Source organism: Chelatococcus sp. KU-N122 (assembly GCF_055391085.1).
Map to the genome: position 1 here is coordinate 8,372,576 of NZ_AP043981.1, position 21,777 is coordinate 8,394,352.

The following is a 21,777-nucleotide window of genomic DNA, read 5'->3' on the forward strand; positions in this document are numbered from 1 at the left end:
GTGCGTCGGCGCACATCGGCGGGGCGATTGCGCCTCTATCCCTCAATTCATCAACTCGGGGGGCCGAACATGACCGTCAAGACCGCCTTTTACGCCGTCGTCACCACCATCACCACCGCCCTGGTCCTGGTGCCGATGCTGACGCCCGCGATCAGCTAATGAAGGCGGCGAGTTCGGTTCGTTCCCTTCAGTAAGGCCTGCGCGGCGCGGTCTACGCCGCGTCGGTAAAAGAGCAGCGCTGTTCCTGCGGCTAAGGTTCGGAGCGCGCCGGCCGGGCCGATCCGATCCGCCATTCCCAGCAGGGATCGCCGCGGTCGCGGTGCCGACTGACGTCGACGGTGAGGAAGCGGTCGTGCCCGAGCGCGGCCCCCACCCACAGCTGGTTCCAGGCATCGAATACGGCCGGCGCGAGCGCAGTGCGCTCCTCCATCAGGCGCCAGGTGGTCTGACGAACGACGGGACAGCCCGCCGCCTCGTCCAAGACGGCATCGTCGCCTTGCCCTCGCGCCAGGCGCAGGAGCGCCGCTGCAAATCCGTCGGGCCCCGGCGCGATGCCACCGAGCATGTCCGCCACCGTGTCGAGACAATGCATGCCGACGAGCCGGGCGGCCGCGCCCGCGAGATGGCCGCCCTCCTCCGGGCCGAGGACGGCGACCGTCTCGGGCACGATCGAGGTGATGTATTCCATGGCGTAGTTGCGCAGCACCTTCTGTAGCCGCTCCTGCGGCCAGTTCGCGTCCGACAGGCGCGGCGCCGCGGCGGCATCGAAGGGCGGGCAGCGCTCGCCGGGCGAGAACTGCAGGCGCTCCTCCGGCGCCAGCTCGTGGTCCCATTCCTTGTAGTAGCCTTCGAGGCCCGGCTGCCCGTCGACGGTCTGGCCGGTGCAGACGAAGCCGAGCCGCGGGTTGTTCAGCACGACGCCGTTGTTGGCGTGCCAACCGCGCAGCATGGCGCGGGACACCTCGGAGGGGATGCCGCAGATGGCAGTGCCCGACCAGATCCAGCGCGGCGGCGGATAGCGCACCCAGGCCTTGCGGTCGCTCTCGTAGACGTACTCGACTTTCACGCCGCCGACCTGGTTCGACAGGTAGTGATACTGGGCGCAGGCCACCGCATGCGGCAGATCGGCGAGCCCCAGCTTGCGCAGCCCCGGGAGAAAGCGCGCGAGCTGCTGGCGGCGGAAAGTGCGGAAGACCACCTCGGCCGCCCGCGCCGTGCCGGCCCGTGACACCAGCATCAGGATGAGCCCGGTCAGGTAGGAATGGTAGAGGAATTCGACGGCGGCGAACGCCGGGCCGTCCGGCTCGGTCCGCGCTGCCGAGGCACCTTCCGCTTCGTCCACCATCATCGCTCCCTCCCGCCATCCGCCGCAGCCGTGTGCGCGCACGCACAGCCGCCCGCCGGCCGCGGCTTTACTCCGGTAAACATCAACTCGGGGGCCGAAATCATGACCGTCAAAACCGCCTTCTACGCCGTCGTCACCACCGTCACCACCGCGCTGGTCCTGGTCCCGGTGCTGACGCCCGCGATCAGCTAGATCCGTCTCAAAACTCAGCCATCGAGGGCAGCGCGCAGGCGCGCATCGAGCTGTCCCTTGTCTGCCAAGGCGTCGTACTTGCGGCCGAGCTCGGCGAGCGAGCGGGCGTGGTACTTCTGCGGCGCCTGGCTGAACGTGCCGCCCGGCAGCTCGACCGTCATCGTCGCGTCCGCCGCCTGGAGGGCGCGTGCGTTGGCATGGCTCCAGGGCAGGAACACGGCCGCCACTTCGTCGTCGAGCAAGCGACCGAGCGTGGGCTCGAGGTCGCGCCAGCGCGCGAAAGCGCCCTCCGCCACGGGGTCGAGCATGCGCTCGATCCAGGCCGAGACCGCCGGCGCGGCGCGAACCAGCGTGCCGGCGGTGGGATCGGTCGCGCATTCGTAGAGCTGCGCGAACAGGCCGAAGTCCGCCAGCGCTGGCCGGCCGCCGAACAGGTAGGGGCGGCCCTGCAGGTGCGGATCGAGGATGTCGAGCAGGCGCCGCAGGCTGGCCTCGATGATCGGCGCCGTTGCGGCCGACGAGCCGACCAATGCCAGCCGCCCCACCATCCTGGTCCTGATCGCTTCGGCGGCTCGCGCAGCCTCGGCCGCGGACAGCGCCGGCATCGACGCCGCGACGATGCGCGCCGCCGCCGATCGTGCATCGGCGTCGTAGGACCAGCGGTAGTGGAACATCGGCTTGTTGACCCACTCGTCGCCGTACTCCTCGATCACGGTGGAGGCGAAATTGGCGATGGGCTCGTCGAGATAAATCGCCGGCTCGGGGTGATCGCGTTCGAGCGCCTCGATGATCGGCGTCGAGTCCTGCAGGCCTCTCCCGTCCGGCGTGACCAGGAGCGGGATCAGCGGGAGCTTGGCGAGCGCGTCGAACTCGGCGGCCGTGTCCTGGCCCCGGACCAGCCACTCGTGAGCGATGCCCTTGTAGCGCAGGTAGGAGCGAACCTTCACCGAATAAGGCGACAGCTCCGATCCGAAGAGACGATACGATGCGGCCATGCTCTGTCCTCCCGTGCAGTGTTGCGCCCTTTGTAGAGCGCTGTGCCGACGGCGCAATCGGCTTTCCGACCCCGGGCTTTTTCTGCATTCTACTTGAGAATGCGACCGGAGATCGAAGGAGGCAGCCGTGATCTGGCGGCGACGGCCCCCTCGAAGGCCATCTCTGTCAAAGAGACGCCTGATGAAATATCGCGCAAGCTGAGAATAGCCGAAGCCGCCATTGTTATTTGACGGCCGGACTACGGCAACGACCGCCGCCGTGCAGCGCGCGGGATCGTGGAGGGAGCCGGCCTGCCTGCAGACCCGGGTTCAGGCCGAGAGCGGCAGGGAGACCGAGGCCGCGAGCTGGACGAGGTCGGCCTGCCGCCGACATCCGGTCTTGCCGAAGATGTGGGTCAGGTGCGTCTTCGCCGTGCTCAGGGCGATCCCGAGCGTGGGAGCGATCTCCGCCGGCACCCGGCCCTCGCAGATCAGCTCGAAGACGCGGGCCTCGGCCGGGGTCAGGTCATAGAGCGCGGCCAGGGCATCGATCGATAGCCGCGGCAGCAGCGCGGCAGGCGCAATGAAGACCGCCGCTTCCGCCCGCTGCATCAGCTCCGAACGAATGCTCCCCCGCCCGAGCGGCAGCACGTAGACCACGCAAGGCGTGCCGCCCTCCTGCCGCGCCGGGACGGCGGCCGCCCGTTGTCCCACGCCCGTCTCGCCCTGCCCGGCCTCCAGCAGCGCAGTGTCGAAGGCGGCCTGCGCAGCGGGGTCGCGCAGGCGGAGCCGCTTCTGCCGCGCGAGGATCGGATCCTCCCGGCACAGCATGTCGCCGGCCGCGGCATTGGCATGGATGATCGTGGCGTGCCGGTCGATCAGCACCACGCCGATCGCGACGGCATCGATGGCCGACGCGAAGGTGGACGCTTCGACCGCTTTCATCTCGAGCAGGTTGCCGATCGCGACGGCCCGGCAGATGTGCGGAGCAAGCAGGCGCAGCCCGGCGATGTCATCCCTCTCGATATGGCCGGCCGAACGATGCCGCGCAAACGAGACGCGCCCGACCTTGGTCGCATCGCGGGCGACCGGCAGGGTCACCGCGTCGAGCAACCCCTGCGGCTCGGCCCATTCGCGAAAGTAGCGGTTCCGGCGCCAGACGGCGCTGTCGTTCGTCTGCGACAGGATGACGGGCTCGCCGAGGGGAAAGCCGTGCATGCGCGCCTGCCCGCCCCAGAGCGCCAGGATCTCGGGGCCGTACGCGGCGGCCCGCGCCAAGTCCGCCGAGTCGACCCCCGCCGCGGCCCGGAAGACGGCACGCTGCGTCGACAGCGTGCTGACGCTCATCATGGCGTTGACGAAGCCGAACTGGAGGCGGATGTCGTCGATGACCGCGCCCCACCGCTCCGGCGCGATCGTGCAATCATAGATGGCGCCGATGAGGCCCGAAAGCCGCTCGGCCGACATCTGCCGGTGCATCGCCAGCCTCTACCTCTCCGCGAGCGCAGGGCCCCGATCGCGCCCTTCTCCGCTCTCCACCGAATGGTGGATATTATGGCAGAATACGCTGATGACGGCGGAAGAGCCAAGCAGAGGAGCGGCAGGCGCCCGATCACGTTTGTGTTGGAGCATGCAGCCGAAGGTTACGCCGCAGCATTGAGCTTCTTCTTGCGCCGGTTAACGAAGGCAACAATCATCTCTACCTCGACGGCCGAGCAGGAAGAGCCGTGCGAGCTGTTCCTGTGTAGCCTCGACGATAGCCACGCCGATCGCGGCCTTGCAGCGATCGGCGCGGTCCATTGGGACTGGAGGCGCCTCCGCTCTCCACCTACATGCCCGGCATCCGCTCGAACGTCTTGAGCCCCTCGGCGATCTCGTGAAAGGGCTGCTTGTCGACCGTGTAGATGGCCATGTCGGGCTGGAACAGCGCAGGGTCGTCCAGCGTGCCCACCTTGACGACGACGAGCGGGAAAGCTGGCGGGCGCGTCGTCAGATGCGTGCCGCATTCGGGGCAAAACTCGCGCGTGACCGCCCGCTCGATGTCCGAGCGCGTGAACGGCTTGGGCGCCCCCTTGCTGTAGCTGAATTGGGCGGCCGGCATCGCGATGAACACGTTGGGCGAGCCGCCGGTGATATACTGGCACTCGCGGCAATGGCATTGCGCCTTCATCATCGGCTCGCCCTCGGCGACGTAGCGCACGCCGCCGCAATAGCACCCACCCTCGAGTCGCATCGGTCCATCCCTTCGTGATTATGTGTCTTGTCCATGCGCCGTCATGCAGGTCCCGCAAGGCGACAGAGCAACCGGCACGAACGACGCGCGTAGGACGACACCCGCCGGCGCCCGGGTTGTCAACAGGGCGGCGCGCCATTGGCCGCAAGCCGGCCGGCGGCTCGGCCGGAAGGTGCGGTGTCGAGGCCGGCCGGCGCGGCGCTCGGCTTGCGAGGGCGCCCCGGAACGGCCGAGCTGTCGTTGCACCCGGTACAAGGGGGCGCCGCCGCACCGTGAAGGCAAGCTCTGGCGCCGCGGCGGACACGTTCGCCATACCTCGAGCTTTGCGGTATGCTGAGGCATGGACGGCAGCTTGCGCGGGCAGATGCTTACACACCCGTTGACCCCCGCTCGCTTCGACACCCGTGACCAACCGGCTGCCCAGCAATTCGACGCCTGGCACGAGCATTATCGCAAGGTGTTCGATCTCGACCTCGCCAACGGCCCGGCCGCCAGCTATCCCGCGCGGCATACGTCATGGACGTTTCACGGGCTCACTCTGACCCGCGCGTCCATGCCGCCCAATGTGATGCGGCATTGGCGACATTGGCCGCGCCCGGAGATCGATGACTGGATCCTGGCCTTTGCGCCCATCGCCCTTGCCGACGCGGCCGCGACGACGCGAAACGTCGGGTTTCGTTCGTTGCCGCGGCCCTTCGAGAGCTACGGCCAGGACGGCGAAGTGATCACGCTCTTCCTGCCCCGCGACCAGTTCCGCGAGGAAGCAGCAGCCTTCGACCGAGCCCCGACCCAGATCCCCCATGCGGGGATGGCGTCGCTCATCGTCGACTACCTGCTGTCGCTGGAAGACAAGCTGCTCTTGCTGTCCGAGCGGGAGCTGGCGGGGGCCGCGGACGCGACGCGATCGCTGCTTGCCGCCTGCATCGCGCCGCTCTCGACCAACCTGGAAAGAGCCAGAAGCACCATCTCCCAAATCATGGTTGCGAGGGCCCGCAAGTTGATCCGCCAGGATCTCCGTGCGCCGGACCTCGGCCCCAACAAGCTGGCGCGGCGCCTCGGCACGTCGCGTTCGGCGCTCTACCGGGCCTTCGAGCCGTACGGCGGGGTCGCCTCCTTCATTCTTCAGGAACGGCTGGACGAGGCGCATAGGCGCCTGTCCACGGCGCCTCCCGGGTCGAAGATCGGGACCTTTGCATTGGATCTCGGCTTCGAAGACCATTCGACGTTTTCCCGCGCCTTCAAGCGGCGATTCGGCTATTCCCCACGGGAGGCCGTAGGGCGGGGCATATAGGCGCGTCCGCGCCGCGTGCGGCGCCCCAGCGCAAGCGCAGAAGCCGTGAGCTTGGTGCGACTGCCGAGCCGCGAAGGACAGCAAGCAAGTACAACGCCGCGACACGCGAGATTACGGACGCACCCAGGCGGCGGACGGACAGTTCATGAATTGAGAATGGAAACCGTGACGCAGGTCTGAGCGCTGCTCAGCAGTCTCTGGCGGAGACTAGTCGACGATTTCTAGGCTGCGATGGTGGGCGCTGTAGGGCTCGAACCTACGACCCGCTGATTAAGAGTCAGCTGCTCTACCAACTGAGCTAAGCGCCCATCGCTCCGGCGAAGGACCGCCGGGAGGGGGCGTCATTAACAAAGCCGGCCCGTCCTGTCCACCCCATACGGCCCCGGCACCGCGTGTTTTTTTGCTTGGCGAGGAGGTGCATGCACGACGGCGCCGTCACACGGCGATCGCGGGAAAATGATTGAAGTCGCCGATTGCGGACCACATGGTGCTGCGCAATCGAGAGCGACGATCCCGCGCGTGCGCCGCACGCCCGCAACGAGGCCGCCCATGACTGGCACAGACCCGCAGGCCGATATCGCTCGCGACCGCCGTGCCGGCGCCGGCGGGCAGCCGCCCGCAGCCGACGGCGGCCACGATCATCATGATCATGATAATGATCACGGCGCCCACGATCACGGCGGGCATGACCACGGCGGGCACAGCCATGCCCACGCCCTGCCCGACAACAATCGCGCCTTCGCCATCGGCACGGCGCTCAACCTCGCCATGGTGGCCGCCGAGCTGATCTTCGGCTTCCTGTCGAACTCCGTCGCGCTCATCGCCGACGGGTTTCACAATTTCTCCGACGTGATCGGCCTGCTGCTCGCCTGGGGCGGCGCCTGGCTCGCCCGCCGGCAGCCGACCGAGAGCCACACCTACGGCTACCGCCGCGCCTCGATCCTGGCCGCGCTCGCCAATGCCGCGCTGCTGCTGATCGCCACCGGCGGCATCCTGTGGGAGGCGGTCCAGCGCATCGGCGCGCCGGAAGAGGTGGGCGGCACCACGGTGATGATCGTGGCGGCGATCGGCATCCTGGTGAACGGCGCCACCGCTCTGATGTTCATGCGCGGCCGCAAGGACGACCTCAACGTGCGCGGCGCCTTCCTGCACATGGCCTCGGACGCGGCCGTCTCCGTCGGCGTGGTCATCGCCGGCCTGCTGATCATGCTCACGGGCTGGCATGTGCTCGATCCGCTGATCGGTATGGCCATCGCCGTCGTCATCGTCATCACCACCTGGCAGCTCGCCAGGGATTCGCTCGGCATGGCGATGGATGCGGTGCCGGCCGGCATCGACTATCCGGGCATCCAGGGCTACCTGTCGACCTTGCCCGGCGTCACCGAGGTGCACGACCTGCACGTCTGGGCCATGTCGACCACCGAGACGGCGCTCACCGCCCACCTCGTCCGCCCCGGTGCCGGCCTGGACGACGGCTTTCTGGTCGGCGTGCAGAAGGCCCTGGCCCAGCGCTTTCGCGTCCAGCACGCCACCTTGCAGCTCGAGGCCGGCGACCCGGCGCACCCCTGCCCCATGGCGCCCTCCAGCGCCGTCTGAGCGGCAGGTTTCTTGCTTCGATTCCCGGCGGCCGGCTACGGCCGCTAGAGCATTTCGCCACTGGATGGGATCATCCAATGGCGGAGAAATGCTCGTAACCTTTTGAATCTGGAGCGCTTCGCGATTGGGTGAGGCCACCCAATCGCGAAGCGCTCTTGGGAACCGAGACAATGGGTCAAGTCCTGCCATTTCCGAGCAAGCGCGCCGCACAGGTGGCTGCGGCCGACGTCAATCTGGCCGACAAGTCGATGACGGAGTGCCTGACGTTCTGGGCCGAGGACCTGCGTCGGCGCGGCCTCGCCACCGAAGCGAGCTATTTCGACGCAGCGCTGCTCACCATCCGCAGCTACGAGCGCGGCAGCGCAGCCTCCAGCCGCGGCGCTCAACGCCGCGACTGAGTCCGTCCTCGGCAGGCAGCCCCTCCGGCCGCCCGCCTATTCGGCCGCCGTCGCGTGCAGGCGTACGCCGCGCGCGATCAGCTTGTTCATGGCCGAGAGATAGGCACGCGCCGAGGCGACCAGCGTATCGGGATCGGCGCCGCGGCCGGTGACCGAATTGCCGTTGGCGGTGAGCCGCACCGAGACCTCGGCCTGGGCATCGGTGCCCTCGGTCACGGCGTTGACCTGGTAGAGCTCCAGCTCCGCCTGGTGCGGCACCAGCGCCTTGATGGCATTGAAGGTGGCGTCGACCGGGCCGTTGCCCACGGCTTCGCCGCTCACGGTCTCGCCGTCGACGTCGAGCTCCATGGTAGCGCTCTGGGGACCGCGCGTGCCGGCCACGACCTGCATGCCCACCAGCTTGACCCGGTCATGGGCGGTCAGGATCTCCTCGTCGACGATCGCCTCGATGTCCTCGTCGTAGACATGCTTCTTGCGGTCGGCCAGGTCCTTCATGCGGCGGAAGGCGTCTTCCAGCGCGTTGTCGCCCAGCTCGTAGCCCATGGCCTTGAGCTTGTCCTTGAAGGCGTGGCGGCCCGAATGCTTGCCCATGACCAGCGAGCTCTTGGTCAGGCCAACCGTCTCCGGCAGCATGATCTCGTAGGTCGCCGGGTTCTTCAGCATGCCGTGCTGGTGGATGCCGCTCTCGTGCGCGAAGGCGTTCCGGCCGACGATCGCCTTGTTGTACTGCACCGGGAACGAGGTGACCGCGGACACCAGCTTGGAGGCCCGCGTCAGCATGGTGGTGTCGATGCCGGTGGCGTAGGGCAGCGCGTCGGCGCGCGTCCTGATCGCCATGACGATCTCTTCCAGCGCCGCATTGCCGGCGCGCTCGCCGATGCCGTTGATGGTGCATTCGATCTGGCGGGCGCCGCCCTGCACGCCGGCCAGCGAATTGGCCACCGCCATGCCGAGGTCGTTGTGGCAGTGGACGGAGAACACCGCCTTGTCGGAGTTCGGCACGCGCGCCCGCACCGTCTCGAACAGGCCGCGGTATTCCTGCGGCGTGGTGTAGCCCACCGTGTCCGGGATGTTGACGGTGGTGGCGCCCGCCTTGATCACCGCCTCGACGCAGCGGCACAGGAAATCGATCTCGGTACGGGTGCCGTCCTCCGACGACCACTCCACGTCGTCGGTGTACTGGCGCGCCCGCGTCACCGCGGCGATCGAGGCCTCCAGCACCTCCTCCGGCGTCATGTTGAGCTTGGCGCTCATGTGCAGCGGCGAGGTGGAGATGAAGGTGTGGATGCGCTTGCGCGGCGCCGGCCGGATCGCCTCGCCGCAACGGTCGATATCGATCAGCGCCGTGCGCGACAGGCCGCAGACCACGGAATTCTTGGTGCGGCGGGCGATCTCCTGGACGGATTCGAAGTCACCGTCGGAGGCAATGGGAAAGCCCGCCTCGATCACGTCGACACCCATTGCGTCGAGCAGGGCGGCAACCTCCAGCTTCTCCTCGAAGGTCATGGTGGCGCCGGGGCATTGCTCGCCGTCGCGCAGGGTCGTGTCGAAGATGACGACGCGGTCGGTGGAAGAAGTCATCGGTGGGTCCTCGGGCGCGCCGCGCGCGCAACAATGGGTTCAGCAAGGGTCGGACGATCCCCTGAGAGCCCAGGCATGCGCCCAGCCGGCCCTCAGGGGCGACTAAGAAGCAGGCCGATAAGGAGCGAGGGCGCGCGCGAGGCCGGGGCCGCGAAGGCCGCGCCGGTTCTTGCCGCAATGGAGCCGGTGATGGTCACGGGCTCAGGTCCCTCGACAATGGCGCACATGCGCGACGGCTTGCGCGGATGCGCAAGGCAGGCCTCCTCTTACGCGACACCACCCGCCCAGGCAAGAGGGCCGACCGTCGGCATGCCGGCGTCGGCTCGACGGGCGGCGTCGAGGCGCCTATAGACGTGGCGCTGCCGCCGCCATCGCCCACCCGCTCTCAATCTTCTTGCACGCACTCCCCACAACGCCGGCATACACGTCGCCGCTCATGCTCTCGCCCACCCGCGATCCTCGCGCCACGGGCCCCACGCGTGCAAGCGCAGCCACGGAGTTCAGGACATGAAGACCAGCCCTCTCGCCGTTGCCGCTCTTGCCCTCCTCGCGATCGCGGGTGGCTGCACGACGGGCGGCGATGGGTCTGCACTCAAGCCGGAAGCCGCAGCGGCCGAGGTGGACAGCGATCCCGGCCCGGGCGTCTGCGGCGAGCAGATCACCACGTTCCGCCGGGTGCTCCAGCAGGATCTCAAGATGGGCTTCCTGGGCAAGGACGTGCTCGCCGCCGTCACCCCCAAGGTCGAGCGCGCCGCCGAGGCCTGCCGCGCCGGCAAGGACGCCGAAGCGCAGCGCCTGCTCGCCACCGCCAAGAAGCAGCACGGCTACCGTTAGCGGTGCGACGCCCTACCGCCGGCCGTCGAAGACGGCGCGCAGGTAGAGGCCCATGAAGGCCGGCATGCGCGCCTCGTCGATGTCGGCCGGGGACCGGATGATACGGGTACCGGCGAGCTCGGCGGCGGGATCGGCGGCGATGAAGGCGTCGATGCGCGCTGCCAGCTCCTCGGCCGGAAGCGGCGACACCGCCTCCCGCATCAGCGCCATGCGGCAGCCGTCGATCACCACATGCCAGGATGACGCCAGCGTCACCTCGCCTTCGGCAACGCCGGTCTCCTCCTCGAGCTCGCGCACCACGCTCCCCGGCAGGTCGAGACGCCCGTCGGGCAGCACGTCATCCAGATCCGGCGTGCCGGCGGCGAAATAGATGGCGCCGGCATTGGCCGTATGCGCGCCCATGATGCCCGCGACGTAGGCGCCGTCGGCCCCGCGCAACGCCGCCATGGCGAAGCCGTTGACGACGCCGCGGTCCGGCCAGCCGAAGTCGCGCCAGCTGACGAAGCTCGCGTAGTCGACCGGAAAATAGATCGTCCGGTAAAGGCCGTCGGCAATGACCGGCCGCTGGGCGATCAGCACCTGGCCGTTGAACAGGCGCGGCCGTTGGCGTACCAGCCCCGCCCAGTGGGCGTCGATGGCGCTGCGGTTCTCGTCCGCCCACGCCCAGCGCTGCGGCTCTACACGCACGTCGAGCCTGTCGATGGCGACCACCGCCGCATCCTCCACTGCCGATACGCTCACAGTGCATCCGCCATGAAGATGCGGCCGGGCCGCACGAATTCGTCCTGCGCCGCCACCAATTGCAACTCCCGTGCCCCCGCTTGGGCCGTGAAGGCCAGCAAGCCCCAGATCGACGACGCCGCACGCGACAACGCCTCGTCGGCCGCCCCGCTGCGCAGGTAGTGCACGAAGAACAGGGCGGCGATGGCATCGCCCGCGCCATTGATGCTGAGCGCGAGCCGCGGCGTGCGCACGCGCCAGAGGCCGGCGCCATCGGACGCGATCATGTCGATCGATCCGTCCGGGGTCTCATCCGTCTCGAACGAGGTGACCAGGATGACCTTGGGGCCTAGCGCATGGACGGCCGCGATCGCCCGGCGCGCCTCGGCCAGGGTCGCGGACGACATCCCCGACAGGAGATCGAGCTCGAACTGGTTGGGCGTGATCACGTCGGCGGCCGGCACTGCGTGGTCGCGCATGAACTCCGCCACGCCCGGGCGGACGAAGACGCCGCGGCCGACATCGCCGATCACCGGATCGCAACAGTAGAGCGCGTCGGGATTGGCGTCCTTGACCCGCTTCGCCGCGGCGACGATGGCGGTGCCGATGTCGGCCGAGCCCATGTAGCCCGAGAGCACGCCGTCGCAGCTGGGCAGCACGCCCCGGGCGGCGACGCCGTCGACCAGCTCCTCGATCATCGGCCCGTCGAAGACGCGGCCCGTCCATTGGCCGTAGCCGGTGTGATTGGAGAACTGGACGGTGTGGATGGGCCACACCTCGACGCCCAGGCGCTGCATGGGAAACGTGGCCGACGCATTGCCGACGTGGCCGTAGGCGACGTGCGACTGAATCGAGAGAATGTTCATCGGGTGCCTTTGGCGGCCTTTTACGCTGCACCGCGGCACGCTGTGAAGGGGTTCGTGCGCCCAAGCCGCCCGATGAACGGCAATCGGCATCGCGACCGAAAAAAGGCGTTAATGTTCACTAACGTAGCGGCGCGCGTTCGAGCGCACCCACAAAAAACACGTCCAGAGGGGCATTTCCGGCGCATGAGCCTTGCTGACATCCATAATGCCGTCACGACCGGTTATGCCGATCTCGAGTTGTTCATCCGCGCCCACGCCGCCTGGGCGCCGCTGTTCGCCGGTGTTCTCGCCTTCTGCGAATCGCTGGCGATCATCTCCTTCTTCGTGCCGGCCACCGGCCTCCTGCTCGCCATCGGCGCCCTCGCCGCGGTGGGCGAGATCGCCCTGCTGCCGATGTGGGCAGCGGCGGCCGGCGGCGCCGTCCTGGGCGACTGGCTGTCTTACGTGGTCGGGCACTACTTCAAGGACTCTCTCCACGAACGCTGGCCGTTCGCGCGCTACCCCGAGTTCATGGCCCGCGCGGAAACCTTCATGCAGCGCTGGGGCGCCTGGGGCGTCTTCATCGGCCGTTTCTCCGGCCCGCTTCGCGCCTTCGTGCCGCTGGCCGCGGGCGTGTTCTGCGTGTCGCGGGTGCGCTTCCAGGCCGCCAACATTTCGTCGGCCGCCATCTGGAGCTTCGCGCTCCTCGCACCTGGGCAAGCAGTGGGGCTTTTCAGCCACTTACATTGACCCAGCAGCCGATGTATAGCTGTCGTTGTTCTGAGCTAGGCTAAGCGACCGATCGAGTTGGTCGAAGTAGGGGGTCTATAGATGGAACAGCTTCTTCCGATCATCATGCAGCTTATCGGCGGCGCAGCCGGTGGCAACGCTATCGGCTCGGCCTTGAAAAATATCAATCTCGGCCCGCTCGGCAACACGATCGCCGGCGCAGTCGGCGGCGGCGTTCTGGGTCAAGTGCTGCAGGGCCTTCTGCCGGCGCTCCAGGGCACGGGCGGCGTGGACATCGCCTCGATCGCTGGCAACCTGGTGGGCGGCGGCGTCACCGGCGCCATCGTCACCGCGGTCGTCGGCCTCGTCATGAAGAAGATCCGCCCGGCCTGATCCAGGTGGTATCCTCGCCCCTGCCGCACCCGGAGCGAGGACGCAAGCGAGGCAACGCACGCCGATGCGGGGCCGTAGCCCCACCGGCAACGAGACATCTGCGGCCGATGACGAGCGTTTCGAAATGAGTTTGAATCGACGTCGTCGGCGCGTGGCCATCAGGGCCAAGAATAAAGGGGAGCCATGGGCTCCCCTTTTTGCTCGCCTTGCGACCGGATGAGCTCATCCGGTCGCAACACCCCCTATCTGGCGCGTGTCGTGCTCAGTTCTTGCTCTTGTCGACCAGCGCCTTGGCCTTGATCCAGGGCATCATGTCGCGCAGGCGTGCGCCCACCTCTTCGATCGGATGCTGGGCCAGCCGCGCGCGCGTCGCCTTGAACGAGGTCTGGTTGACCTTGTTCTCCAGCATCCAGTTGCGGGTGAAGATGCCGCTCTGGATGTCGTTGAGCACCCGCTTCATCTCGGCCTTGGTCTCGGACGTGACGATGCGCGGGCCGGTGACGTACTCGCCGTACTCGGCCGTGTTCGAGATCGAGTAGTTCATGTTGGCGATGCCGCCCTCGTAGATGAGGTCGACGATCAGCTTCACCTCGTGCAGGCACTCGAAATAGGCCATCTCGGGCGCGTAGCCGGCCTCGACCAGGGTCTCGAAGCCGCCCTTGATCAGCTCGACCAGGCCGCCGCACAGCACCACCTGCTCGCCGAACAGGTCGGTCTCGCACTCCTCGCGGAAGGTGGTCTCGATGATGCCGGCCCGACCGCCGCCGATGGCGGAGGCATAGGACAGGCCGAGATCGTGGGCGTTACCCGAGGCGTCGCGGGCGATGGCAATGAGGCACGGCACGCCGCCGCCGCGCAGGTATTCGGAGCGGACCGTGTGGCCCGGCCCCTTCGGCGCCACCATCAGCACGTCGAGGTCGGCGCGCGGCTCGATCAGGTTGAAGTGCACGTTGAGGCCATGGGCGAACAGCAGCGCCGCGCCTTCCTTCAGGTTGTCGTGCAGGCTCTCGCGATAGATGTCCGCCTGCAGCTCGTCCGGGGTGAGCATCATCACCACATCGGCCCAGGCGGCGGCCTCGGCCGGGCTCATCACCTTGAAGCCCTCGGCTTCGGCCTTCTTGGCCGTGGCCGAGCCCGGACGCAGCGCCACCGCCACCTCCTTGACGCCGGAATCCCGCAGGTTCAGCGCATGGGCGTGGCCCTGGCTGCCGTAGCCGACGATGACGACCTTCTTGCCCTTGATCAGGTTCAGATCGGCGTCGCGATCGTAATACACACGCATCGAAGTATCCTCTGGCGATTTCGCCGGCACCGTCTCGAGAATCGAGCCCGGGCCAGCCGGCCGTCCAGCCGAGCCACCGTCGCCTCAACGATTGGCTTGACCTCTCGCCCGCCCCGGCAACGGAGGCCGCTGCCGCCGCGCAGGCAAGATGACGAAAAGACGAAGGCGGTAAAGCTTGTGCCAGCCTGCGGGTCAAGAGGTCGACGCCGCTTTTCCGCCTTGAGCGCTTTGCGGTCGGCCGGAATCCGTCGGCCGCCGAGAAACGCTCCAGATTCGAAGAGTGGGAGAATGCTTGCAATCGGATGAGCTCATCGGATTGCCAGACGCTCCCGTGGATCAAAGAAAGGCGAGATGCGGGCGCAATGCCCCGGCATCGGCGCCGGCGCGGGGCGCCGCTATGCGATCGACATATGCGCCTCCCAGCTCAAGGAGGCGCCCTCGACGCCCGGGTTCATACAAGCGACAAACCGCCCTGCCATGCTCCAGCTTGATAGCGAACGGCCGTGCGGGCGCCGGAGTCGGCTCGCGGTCCGATGCGCAAAGGTGATGGGGGCCTCGTGCAAATTGACACCGTGAGCGCCGCCGCGGCGACGACCGCCTGCGCACCCGATGGGATCGTGATCGGCCCGCGCCGGCTGGCGCGGCGCCCTGGGCGAGGCCTGCTTCCCGTCCTGGCGCTGGCGACGCTCATGGCGGCCCCTGCGGTGCGGCCCGCCCATGCGGACGACAAGCCGGCCGCAGTGGCGGCCGCGCCCACACCGATCACCACCAAGGATCCGGGCGTCGACCTCTCCGATCTCGACCTCCTGCTCGAGCCGATGACCAAGGCCGAGCTCAAGACCGAAGCCGACGGGTGGTTCGCCCTGCTCAAGGCCAAGGTCCAGGAGATCAGCAGCGCCGAGCTCGCCGTGCGGCGCAAGAATCGCGAGATCGCGCAGCTGGAGAAGGTCAAGGCGGCCGCCCAGGAGGTGGCCAAGGCGACGGCCGAGGTCAAGGACAAGCAGGAGAGCGGCGCCCCCATCGAGAAGGCGGCCGAAGCGGCCGACAAGCTCGCGGCCTCCACCCAGGCGCTGGCGAAGTCGATCGAGACGGCCAAGAAAGCCGAGGTGACCGAAAAGGACAACCAGGCCCAGATGGCCGCGGCGGCCGCGCCCGCGGCCGGCCAGCCGGACGGTGCCGCCAAGCCGGCCGCCGTGGATCCATCGGCCGCGCCGGCGGCCGGCACCGTCGCCGCGCCCGCCAGCGATGAGCAGGTCCTGCAGAAGGCCGCCGAAACGGCCCAGAAGAAATCCGAGAAGACCGGCGACGGAGCGGCCGTCGAGAAGGTGGCCGCGGTCGCCGAAAAGGAAGCGTCCGTCGTGAGCGACGTGAAGTCCCTGCAGGCGGCGGCCCCGGCGGTGGCGTTGGCAGCCGTCCAGACCGCCGCCGACGGCGATCACGCCGCCAAGGCCGCGGTCAACGAGACCACCACGAAGGCCGAAACCCTGGCCACCAAGGTCGAGGAGGCGACCGCCGCCAAGAGCGACGTCAAGGTCCAGCTCATCGACTACAGCACCCAGCTCGCCAGCGAGCGCACGGCCCTCACCGACCGGCTGAAGCTCGTGCTCGACAAATGGGAGGCGAAGGGCGGCGAGCCCAAGGACTACCGGCTCTACGTGGCGTCCATCGGCGGCGTGAAGATCGACGTCTCCGACAGCACGGCCACCTGGGCGCGCGTCAAATCGTGGCTTGTCGCGGACGAGGGGGGCCTGCGCTGGCTGCGCAACCTGGGGATCTTCCTGGGCTACGTCGTGGGCTCGATCGTGCTCGCCGGGATCGTGCGCGCGGTTCTGCGCGCCACCATCGGCTCCTCCAATGTCTCGTCGCAATTGCTGCGCGAGTTCCTGATCACCATGTCGGGCCGCGCCATCGTCGTGGTGGGCGTGCTGCTCGGCCTGTCGGCGCTCGAGGTCAATCTGGCACCGCTGCTGGCCGTTATCGGCGCCGCCGGCTTCGTCGTCGCCTTCGCGCTGCAGGGCACCCTCAGCAATTTCGCCAGCGGGCTCCTGATCATGGTCAACAAGCCCTTCGACGTCGGCGACAAGGTGGAGGTCGGCGGCGACATCAAGGGCTACGTCACCTCGGTGTCGATCTTCAGCACGATCATCCGTACCGAGGACGGCACCACCAAGATCGTGCCCAACAACACGATCTGGGGCGGCGTCATCGTCAATCACACCACCGGCACGGTGCAGGACCCCACGACCGACGTGGTGACGACGCCGGCCTGATCCAATCCCACGCCCGCGCGGCCGCGCGGCGGCCGCTTCCAAGACGGCGGGTGATGCGGATAAGCTCGCTGTATGCCGCCAGCCGACCCGCCCGCCACGTCCATCGAGGCCGTCCTCACCGCCTGGCACGAGGCCGGGCGCGAGCGCTGGTTCGCCCGGGACGATGCGTTCGACGCGATGCTGCGCCAGCGTTTCTCGGACGTCCAGGAGGCGGCCGCGCATGGGCGCCTGGCGAGCTGGGAAGAGACCCCGCAGGGCGCGTTGGCGCTCGTGCTGGTGCTCGACCAGTTCCCGCGCAACATGTTCCGCGGCACGGCGCGGGCGTTCGCCACCGACGCGGCGGCCAGGGCGGTGAGCCGCCGTGCCCTCGCCCGCGGCTTCGATGGCGAGGTCGACGCCGAGCTGCGCTCGTTCTTCTACCTGCCGTTCATGCATTCGGAGGGGCTCGACGACCAGGAGCACTGCGTGAAGCTGTACGAGGCGCACGGCACCGAAGACGAGCTGCGCTGGGCCCGCGATCATCGCGACATCATCGCCCGCTTCGGCCGCTTTCCCCATCGCAACGCCATCCTCGAGCGCGACACGACCCTGGAGGAGGAGGCGTTCCTGGCCGACGGCGGCTTCGCCGGGTGAGGGCCGGAGCGGTGGTTGCGCGGCCGCCATCTCAGTCCACCACCATGGGCACGATGCTCGCCACCAGGAGCACCGCCATGGTGACGTTGAACAGGCGCAGCCGCACCGGATCGGCCAGACTGGAGCCGAGCGCGTGGCCGAACCCGGCCCAGGCGGAGATGCAGGGCACGTTCACGAGGACGAAGACGGCGGTGACGGTGAGCACGTCGACGATCGGATGGTCGGTGCGGACGTAGACGGCCATGGCGCCGAGCGCCATGATCCAGGCCTTGACATTGACCCATTGAAAGGCACAGGCGCCGATGAAGCTCATCGGCTGCCCCGCTCCGCCGTCGTCGGCTTTCGCCGCCGGCCGCGCCGTCGCCATCTTCCAGGCGAGCCACAGCAGATAGGCGGCGCCGACGCCCTTCAGCGCCCAGCGCAGCTGCGGCACCGTGAGCACGAGGCCGCCCACGCCGAAGCCGATGGCGAGCAGGAGGATGCCGAAGCCGATGCCGACGCCCAGCATATGCGGGATCGTCCGAAGGAACCCGAAGTTCACGCCTGAGGTCGCCAGCATCAGGTTGTTGGGACCGGGCGTGATCGAGCTGACGAAAGCAAACGACACCAGCGCCAGAACGGTGTCGAGGGGCAGCATCAGAGCCCCTCGACACCCCTGATCAGCGCGGCGATGCCGGTGCGCGCGACTTCGACCAGCCCGGCCTCGGCCATCACCTTGATGAAGCGCTCCACCTCGTCGATGGTCCCCGTGTATTCAAAGACGAAGGAGTTCAGCGTCGCATCCAGCGTGCGCGCGCCGAACGCCTGGGCGAGACGCAGGGCCTCGACCCGGTGGTCGCCGCGGCCGACGACCTTGACCAGCGCCAGCTCACGCTCCAGCGCCTCGCCATGGGTGGTGAGGTCGTCGACCCGGTGCACCGGCACGAGCCGCTCGAGCTGCGCCTTGATCTGCTCGATGACGCCGGCGGTTCCCGACGTGACGATGGTGATGCGCGAGCGGTGCTGCTCGTGCTCGGTCTCCGAGACCGTCAGGCTCTCGATGTTGTAGCCGCGGCCGGAGAACATGCCGGAGATGCGGGCGAGAACCCCCGGCTCGTTGTCGACGAGAACCGCCAAGGTGTGGCGTGCCACGGGCTGGGCCTGGGGCGCATCGGAATAGTGGGATTTCATGGGGCGCTCTCCGCGCGGTTGGGGCACGTGCAACATGGGCGATCTCGTCTCAGCAGGTTTGGGCGAGGCGTCCCGCGGGCTTTCGATCGCAGCCCGCGAGACACCGCGCATCTAAGCGGAACGGAAGCGTTCGATCGGCGTCTCGGCGATATCGTCGTAGTCGGCGATGGCGGGCTCGGTCAGCGCCGCCGTGAGCCACTCCTTGAACGGCGCCATGGCGAGCACCGCATCCATGTAGGCCCGCGAAACCGGGTCGACGGCGATGGAGTAGGTGTCGAGCCGCGTCACCACCGGCGCGAACATGGCATCGGCGGCGCCAAAGGCGCCGAACAGGAACGGCCCGGCATCGTGCCCGGCCGTCTCGCCGTAGCGTTGGCGCATCTCACGCCAGACGGCGGTGATGCGGGCGGCATCGGCCGCCACCGCCTCGCCCCGATCCCGCGCGGCGAAGCGAAAGGCCAGGTTCATCGGGCAGGTCGAGCGCAGCGCCTGGAAGCCGGAATGCATCTCGGCGCTGATCGAGCGGGCGACGGCGCGCTGGCCGGGATCGCGCGGCCAGACCGGAAGGTCGGGCCGCCGCTCGGCCAGGTACTCCAGGATGGCCAGCGAATCCCAGACGGTCGTTCCGCCCTCCGTGAGGGTCGGCACGCGGCCCGACGGGGAGTATTCGGCGATCGCCTTGGCCGTGGCCGGCGTCCGCAGGGGGATGACGACCTCCGCAAACGGCATGGCGAAGGCCTTCATCAGGAGCCACGGCCGCAGCGACCAGGACGAATAGCACTTGCTGGCGATGATCAGCTTCATAGGTCAGTCCGTCCGTTCATGGCGCAGGAGCGATCGTGCCCCCGACCATGCGATTGCAGCGGCCAGGAGCCCCAGGATGAGATGCATCGGCCCGTAGACGATGCCAATGACGATGTGCTCAGCCTCGAGCCTCGACCCGCGCTCGAAGTAGTCCGGTCCGCACGGCGAACCCGACCGGATGAGCGTCTCGACCCAGACGTCGCGGCTCAGCACGAGCCAGATGAGCGACAGCAGCGCGACGGGCGCGAAGCTGAGCGCGGCCGCAGTCCGTCCCGCCCAGGCGAGCGCCCGCTGCCGGCTCCGGACATGGAGGGCCCCGGCGATGGCGAGTGCCAGCATCGGCAAGCTCAGAACGGTACCGACCAGGAAGGGGCCGGTATCGTTCTGCGTGCAACTCCCCAGATAGCCAAGCGATTGCGCGACTGCGGCTGCGAGGGACAGAAGCGAAGCGGCGATGGCTATCCACACGGGCTTGCATCCAGCTCCGGAGCGAGGCCGGCACGTTCACGCGCGAATCTTGGCTCACACGAGCATCTTGCCCGCCTCGTCGATGACCGCGCCGATGTCGACGTCCGCCTCCGCATCGCCGAGCAGCATCTCGTTGTGCGCCTTGCCCGACGGGATCATCGGGAAGCAGTTCTCCGCCGGATCGACGCGGCAGTCGAAGATCACCGGCCGGTCGATGGAGATCATCTCCTTGATCTTGGCGTCCAGCTCCTCCGGCCGCTCGCAACGGATGCCGACGCCGCCGTAGGCTTCCGCCAGCTTGACGAAGTCGGGCAGCGCTTCCGAGTAGCTTTCCGAGTAACGCCCGCCGTGCAGCAGCTCCTGCCACTGACGCACCATTCCCATATACTGGTTGTTGAGGATGAAGATCTTGATCGGCAGGCGGTACTGCATCGCCGTCGACATCTCCTGCATGTTCATCAGGATCGAAGCCTCGCCGGCGACGTCGATGACCAGCGCCTTGGGGTGCGCCATCTGCACGCCGATGGCGGCAGGCAGGCCGTAGCCCATGGTGCCGAGGCCGCCGGAGGTCATCCACCGGTTCGGCTCCTCGAACTTGAGGAACTGCGCCGCCCACATCTGATGCTGGCCGACCTCGGTGGTGACATAGACGTCCCGGTCCTTGGTCAATTCGTAGAGCCGCTGCAGCGCATATTGCGGCTTGATGATCTCCTGCGAATTCCGGTAGGCGAGGCAGTTGCGCCCGCGCCAGCCGTCGACGCGCGTCCACCACTCGGCCAGCGCCGCGGTATCGACCGGCGGCGCCGAGGTCCGCCACAGGCGCACCATGTCCTCCAGCACATGGCCGCAATCGCCGATGATCGGCACGTCGACCTTGACGTTCTTGTTGATCGACGACGGATCGATATCGATGTGAATCTTGAGCGAATGGGGTGCGAAGGCATCGAGGCGGCCGGTGATGCGATCGTCGAAGCGGGCGCCGACGCAGATCATCACGTCGCACTCGTTCATGGCGAGGTTGGCCTCGTAGGTGCCGTGCATGCCCAGCATGCCCAGGAACTGCTTGTCCGAGGCCGGATAGGCACCCAGGCCCATCAGCGTCGAGGTGATGGGAAAGCCCGTGAGCCTGACCAGCTCGCGCAGCAGGATCGAGGCCTCCGGCCCCGAGTTGATGACACCGCCGCCGGTGTAGAACACCGGGCGCTTGGCCTCGCCCATCAGCTTCACCGCAGCGCGGATGGCCTCCAGGTCACCCTTGACCTTGGGCCGATAGGTCTTGTGCTGGTTGTCGCGCGGACGCTCGTAAGTGCCGGACGCGAACTGGATATCCTTCGGGATGTCGATCACCACCGGGCCGGGGCGGCCGTGGGTCGCCACGTAGAAGGCTTCGTGCAGCACCCGCGGCAGGTCCTCGATGCGCTTCACCAGGTAGTTGTGCTTGGTGCAGTGGCGCGTAATGCCGACCGTATCGCACTCCTGGAAGGCGTCGGAGCCGATGAGGTGCGTGGGCACCTGGCCGGTGATGCACACCAGCGGGATCGAGTCCATCAGCGCATCGGTCAGACCGGTGACGGCGTTGGTGGCGCCTGGGCCGGATGTCACCAGCACGCAGCCGACCTTGCCGGACGAGCGCGCATAGCCTTCGGCGGCGTGCACGGCGCCCTGTTCGTGGCGAACGAGCACGTGCCGGACCTTCTCCTGGTGGAAGAGCGCATCGTAGATGGGCAGGACGGCGCCGCCGGGATAGCCGAAGATGTGCTCGATCCCCTGATCCTGCAGCGCGCGCACCACCATGTCGGCGCCGGTCATCGTCTCGTTCATGGCCTCAACTCCCGTGTCCTGTTCACCCGGCAATGGCCCGGCGCTTGTTTCTTGCCCCGCCCATGCGGGTGCGATGGTGGCGAGCAGCCCGGCAGTGGCTTGCTCGATGATGCTGGTGGAGGCGGTCGGTCCGTTTCGGGCAATAAAAAAGGGCCCTGAGAAGGACCCTGCATGCGCCATCAGCCGGACCTGCGGGCT

21 protein-coding genes and 1 tRNA gene are annotated in these 21,777 nt (G+C 68.0%); 8 read left to right on the top strand and 14 right to left on the bottom strand.

Annotated features, from left to right (window positions below):
* Positions 1–250: 250 nt before the first annotated feature.
* The 4 genes from ACZ5PO_RS37740 to ACZ5PO_RS37755 form a co-directional block, all read right to left on the bottom strand.
* Positions 251–1,348: a hypothetical protein gene (locus ACZ5PO_RS37740; RefSeq protein WP_464188220.1), complete on the bottom strand. Its 1,098-nt coding sequence runs from the start codon at positions 1,346–1,348 to the stop codon at positions 251–253.
* Positions 1,349–1,551: 203 nt separating this feature from the next.
* Positions 1,552–2,532: a glutathione S-transferase family protein gene (locus tag ACZ5PO_RS37745; protein WP_464188222.1), complete on the bottom strand. Its 981-nt coding sequence runs from the start codon at positions 2,530–2,532 to the stop codon at positions 1,552–1,554.
* Between the two features lie 309 nt (positions 2,533–2,841).
* Entirely contained in the window at positions 2,842–3,990 is a 1,149-nt protein-coding gene (locus ACZ5PO_RS37750; protein WP_464188224.1) for a helix-turn-helix transcriptional regulator, read from the bottom strand.
* Positions 3,991–4,339: 349 nt separating this feature from the next.
* Entirely contained in the window at positions 4,340–4,744 is a 405-nt protein-coding gene (locus ACZ5PO_RS37755) for a GFA family protein (protein ID WP_464188226.1), read from the bottom strand.
* Positions 4,745–5,084: 340 nt separating this feature from the next.
* Between ACZ5PO_RS37755 and ACZ5PO_RS37760 the strand changes: the two genes are divergently transcribed.
* On the top strand, positions 5,085–6,035 hold the full coding sequence (locus ACZ5PO_RS37760) for a helix-turn-helix domain-containing protein (RefSeq protein ID WP_464188228.1): 951 nt from the start codon (positions 5,085–5,087) through the stop codon (positions 6,033–6,035).
* 232 nt (positions 6,036–6,267) lie between these two features.
* On the opposite strand, the gene ACZ5PO_RS37765 is transcribed toward ACZ5PO_RS37760, so the two are convergent.
* Positions 6,268–6,343 (bottom strand) — tRNA-Lys (locus ACZ5PO_RS37765).
* A 241-nt stretch (positions 6,344–6,584) separates the two neighbouring features.
* On the opposite strand from ACZ5PO_RS37765, the gene ACZ5PO_RS37770 reads away from it, so the two are divergent.
* A complete protein-coding gene (locus ACZ5PO_RS37770; RefSeq protein WP_464188230.1) occupies positions 6,585–7,631 on the top strand; it encodes a cation diffusion facilitator family transporter in 1,047 nt (348 codons plus the stop codon).
* A gap of 170 nt (positions 7,632–7,801) precedes the next feature.
* Entirely contained in the window at positions 7,802–8,029 is a 228-nt protein-coding gene (locus ACZ5PO_RS37775; RefSeq protein WP_464188233.1) for a hypothetical protein, read from the top strand.
* 36 nt (positions 8,030–8,065) lie between these two features.
* Here ACZ5PO_RS37775 and ACZ5PO_RS37780 read toward each other — a convergent pair whose 3' ends face one another.
* Positions 8,066–9,610, bottom strand: coding sequence for a 2-isopropylmalate synthase (locus ACZ5PO_RS37780; RefSeq protein ID WP_464188235.1), 1,545 nt, complete (start codon positions 9,608–9,610; stop codon positions 8,066–8,068).
* A 507-nt stretch (positions 9,611–10,117) separates the two neighbouring features.
* On the opposite strand from ACZ5PO_RS37780, the gene ACZ5PO_RS37785 reads away from it, so the two are divergent.
* Complete coding sequence (locus ACZ5PO_RS37785; RefSeq protein WP_464188237.1) at positions 10,118–10,444, top strand: hypothetical protein; 327 nt, start codon at positions 10,118–10,120, stop codon at positions 10,442–10,444.
* A gap of 12 nt (positions 10,445–10,456) precedes the next feature.
* On the opposite strand, the gene ACZ5PO_RS37790 is transcribed toward ACZ5PO_RS37785, so the two are convergent.
* Both ACZ5PO_RS37790 and pdxY read right to left on the bottom strand, forming a co-directional pair.
* The gene (locus tag ACZ5PO_RS37790; RefSeq protein ID WP_464188240.1) at positions 10,457–11,185 is read right to left on the bottom strand and encodes an NUDIX hydrolase; all 729 of its coding nucleotides are present in this window, start codon (positions 11,183–11,185) and stop codon (positions 10,457–10,459) included.
* Positions 11,182–12,030: a pyridoxal kinase PdxY gene (gene pdxY, locus ACZ5PO_RS37795; protein ID WP_464188242.1), complete on the bottom strand. Its 849-nt coding sequence runs from the start codon at positions 12,028–12,030 to the stop codon at positions 11,182–11,184. The genes ACZ5PO_RS37790 and pdxY overlap by 4 nt, the downstream gene beginning before the upstream one ends.
* Positions 12,031–12,102: 72 nt before the next feature.
* On the opposite strand from pdxY, the gene ACZ5PO_RS37800 reads away from it, so the two are divergent.
* Both ACZ5PO_RS37800 and ACZ5PO_RS37805 read left to right on the top strand, forming a co-directional pair.
* Complete coding sequence (locus ACZ5PO_RS37800) at positions 12,103–12,759, top strand: DedA family protein (RefSeq protein ID WP_464188245.1); 657 nt, start codon at positions 12,103–12,105, stop codon at positions 12,757–12,759.
* Between the two features lie 81 nt (positions 12,760–12,840).
* Positions 12,841–13,131, top strand: coding sequence for a hypothetical protein (locus tag ACZ5PO_RS37805; RefSeq protein ID WP_464188247.1), 291 nt, complete (start codon positions 12,841–12,843; stop codon positions 13,129–13,131).
* Positions 13,132–13,393: 262 nt separating this feature from the next.
* Here the strand turns inward: ACZ5PO_RS37805 and ilvC are convergent, their stop codons facing one another.
* Entirely contained in the window at positions 13,394–14,413 is a 1,020-nt protein-coding gene (gene ilvC / locus ACZ5PO_RS37810) for a ketol-acid reductoisomerase (protein ID WP_464188249.1), read from the bottom strand.
* 557 nt (positions 14,414–14,970) lie between these two features.
* Between ilvC and ACZ5PO_RS37815 the strand changes: the two genes are divergently transcribed.
* Together ACZ5PO_RS37815 and ACZ5PO_RS37820 are read left to right on the top strand one after the other, a co-directional pair.
* Positions 14,971–16,683, top strand: coding sequence for a mechanosensitive ion channel family protein (locus ACZ5PO_RS37815; protein WP_464188251.1), 1,713 nt, complete (start codon positions 14,971–14,973; stop codon positions 16,681–16,683).
* Positions 16,684–16,755: 72 nt separating this feature from the next.
* The gene (locus ACZ5PO_RS37820; protein ID WP_464188253.1) at positions 16,756–17,316 is read left to right on the top strand and encodes a DUF924 family protein; all 561 of its coding nucleotides are present in this window, start codon (positions 16,756–16,758) and stop codon (positions 17,314–17,316) included.
* Positions 17,317–17,347: 31 nt separating this feature from the next.
* Here ACZ5PO_RS37820 and ACZ5PO_RS37825 read toward each other — a convergent pair whose 3' ends face one another.
* The 5 genes from ACZ5PO_RS37825 to ACZ5PO_RS37845 all read right to left on the bottom strand — a co-directional run bounded on the left by ACZ5PO_RS37825 (position 17,348) and on the right by ACZ5PO_RS37845 (position 21,579).
* Positions 17,348–17,950: a LysE family translocator gene (locus ACZ5PO_RS37825; RefSeq protein ID WP_464197204.1), complete on the bottom strand. Its 603-nt coding sequence runs from the start codon at positions 17,948–17,950 to the stop codon at positions 17,348–17,350.
* A gap of 2 nt (positions 17,951–17,952) precedes the next feature.
* Positions 17,953–18,486 carry an acetolactate synthase small subunit gene (ilvN, locus tag ACZ5PO_RS37830; RefSeq protein ID WP_464188255.1) on the bottom strand — a complete coding sequence of 178 codons (534 nt, stop codon included), beginning with the start codon at positions 18,484–18,486 and terminating at the stop codon, positions 17,953–17,955.
* A 111-nt stretch (positions 18,487–18,597) separates the two neighbouring features.
* Positions 18,598–19,290, bottom strand: a complete 693-nt coding sequence (locus tag ACZ5PO_RS37835) for a glutathione S-transferase family protein (RefSeq protein ID WP_464188257.1) — start codon at positions 19,288–19,290, stop codon at positions 18,598–18,600.
* 3 nt (positions 19,291–19,293) lie between these two features.
* Positions 19,294–19,758: a hypothetical protein gene (locus ACZ5PO_RS37840; protein WP_464188259.1), complete on the bottom strand. Its 465-nt coding sequence runs from the start codon at positions 19,756–19,758 to the stop codon at positions 19,294–19,296.
* A 54-nt stretch (positions 19,759–19,812) separates the two neighbouring features.
* Entirely contained in the window at positions 19,813–21,579 is a 1,767-nt protein-coding gene (locus tag ACZ5PO_RS37845; protein ID WP_464188261.1) for an acetolactate synthase 3 large subunit, read from the bottom strand.
* Positions 21,580–21,777: the final 198 nt, after the last annotated feature.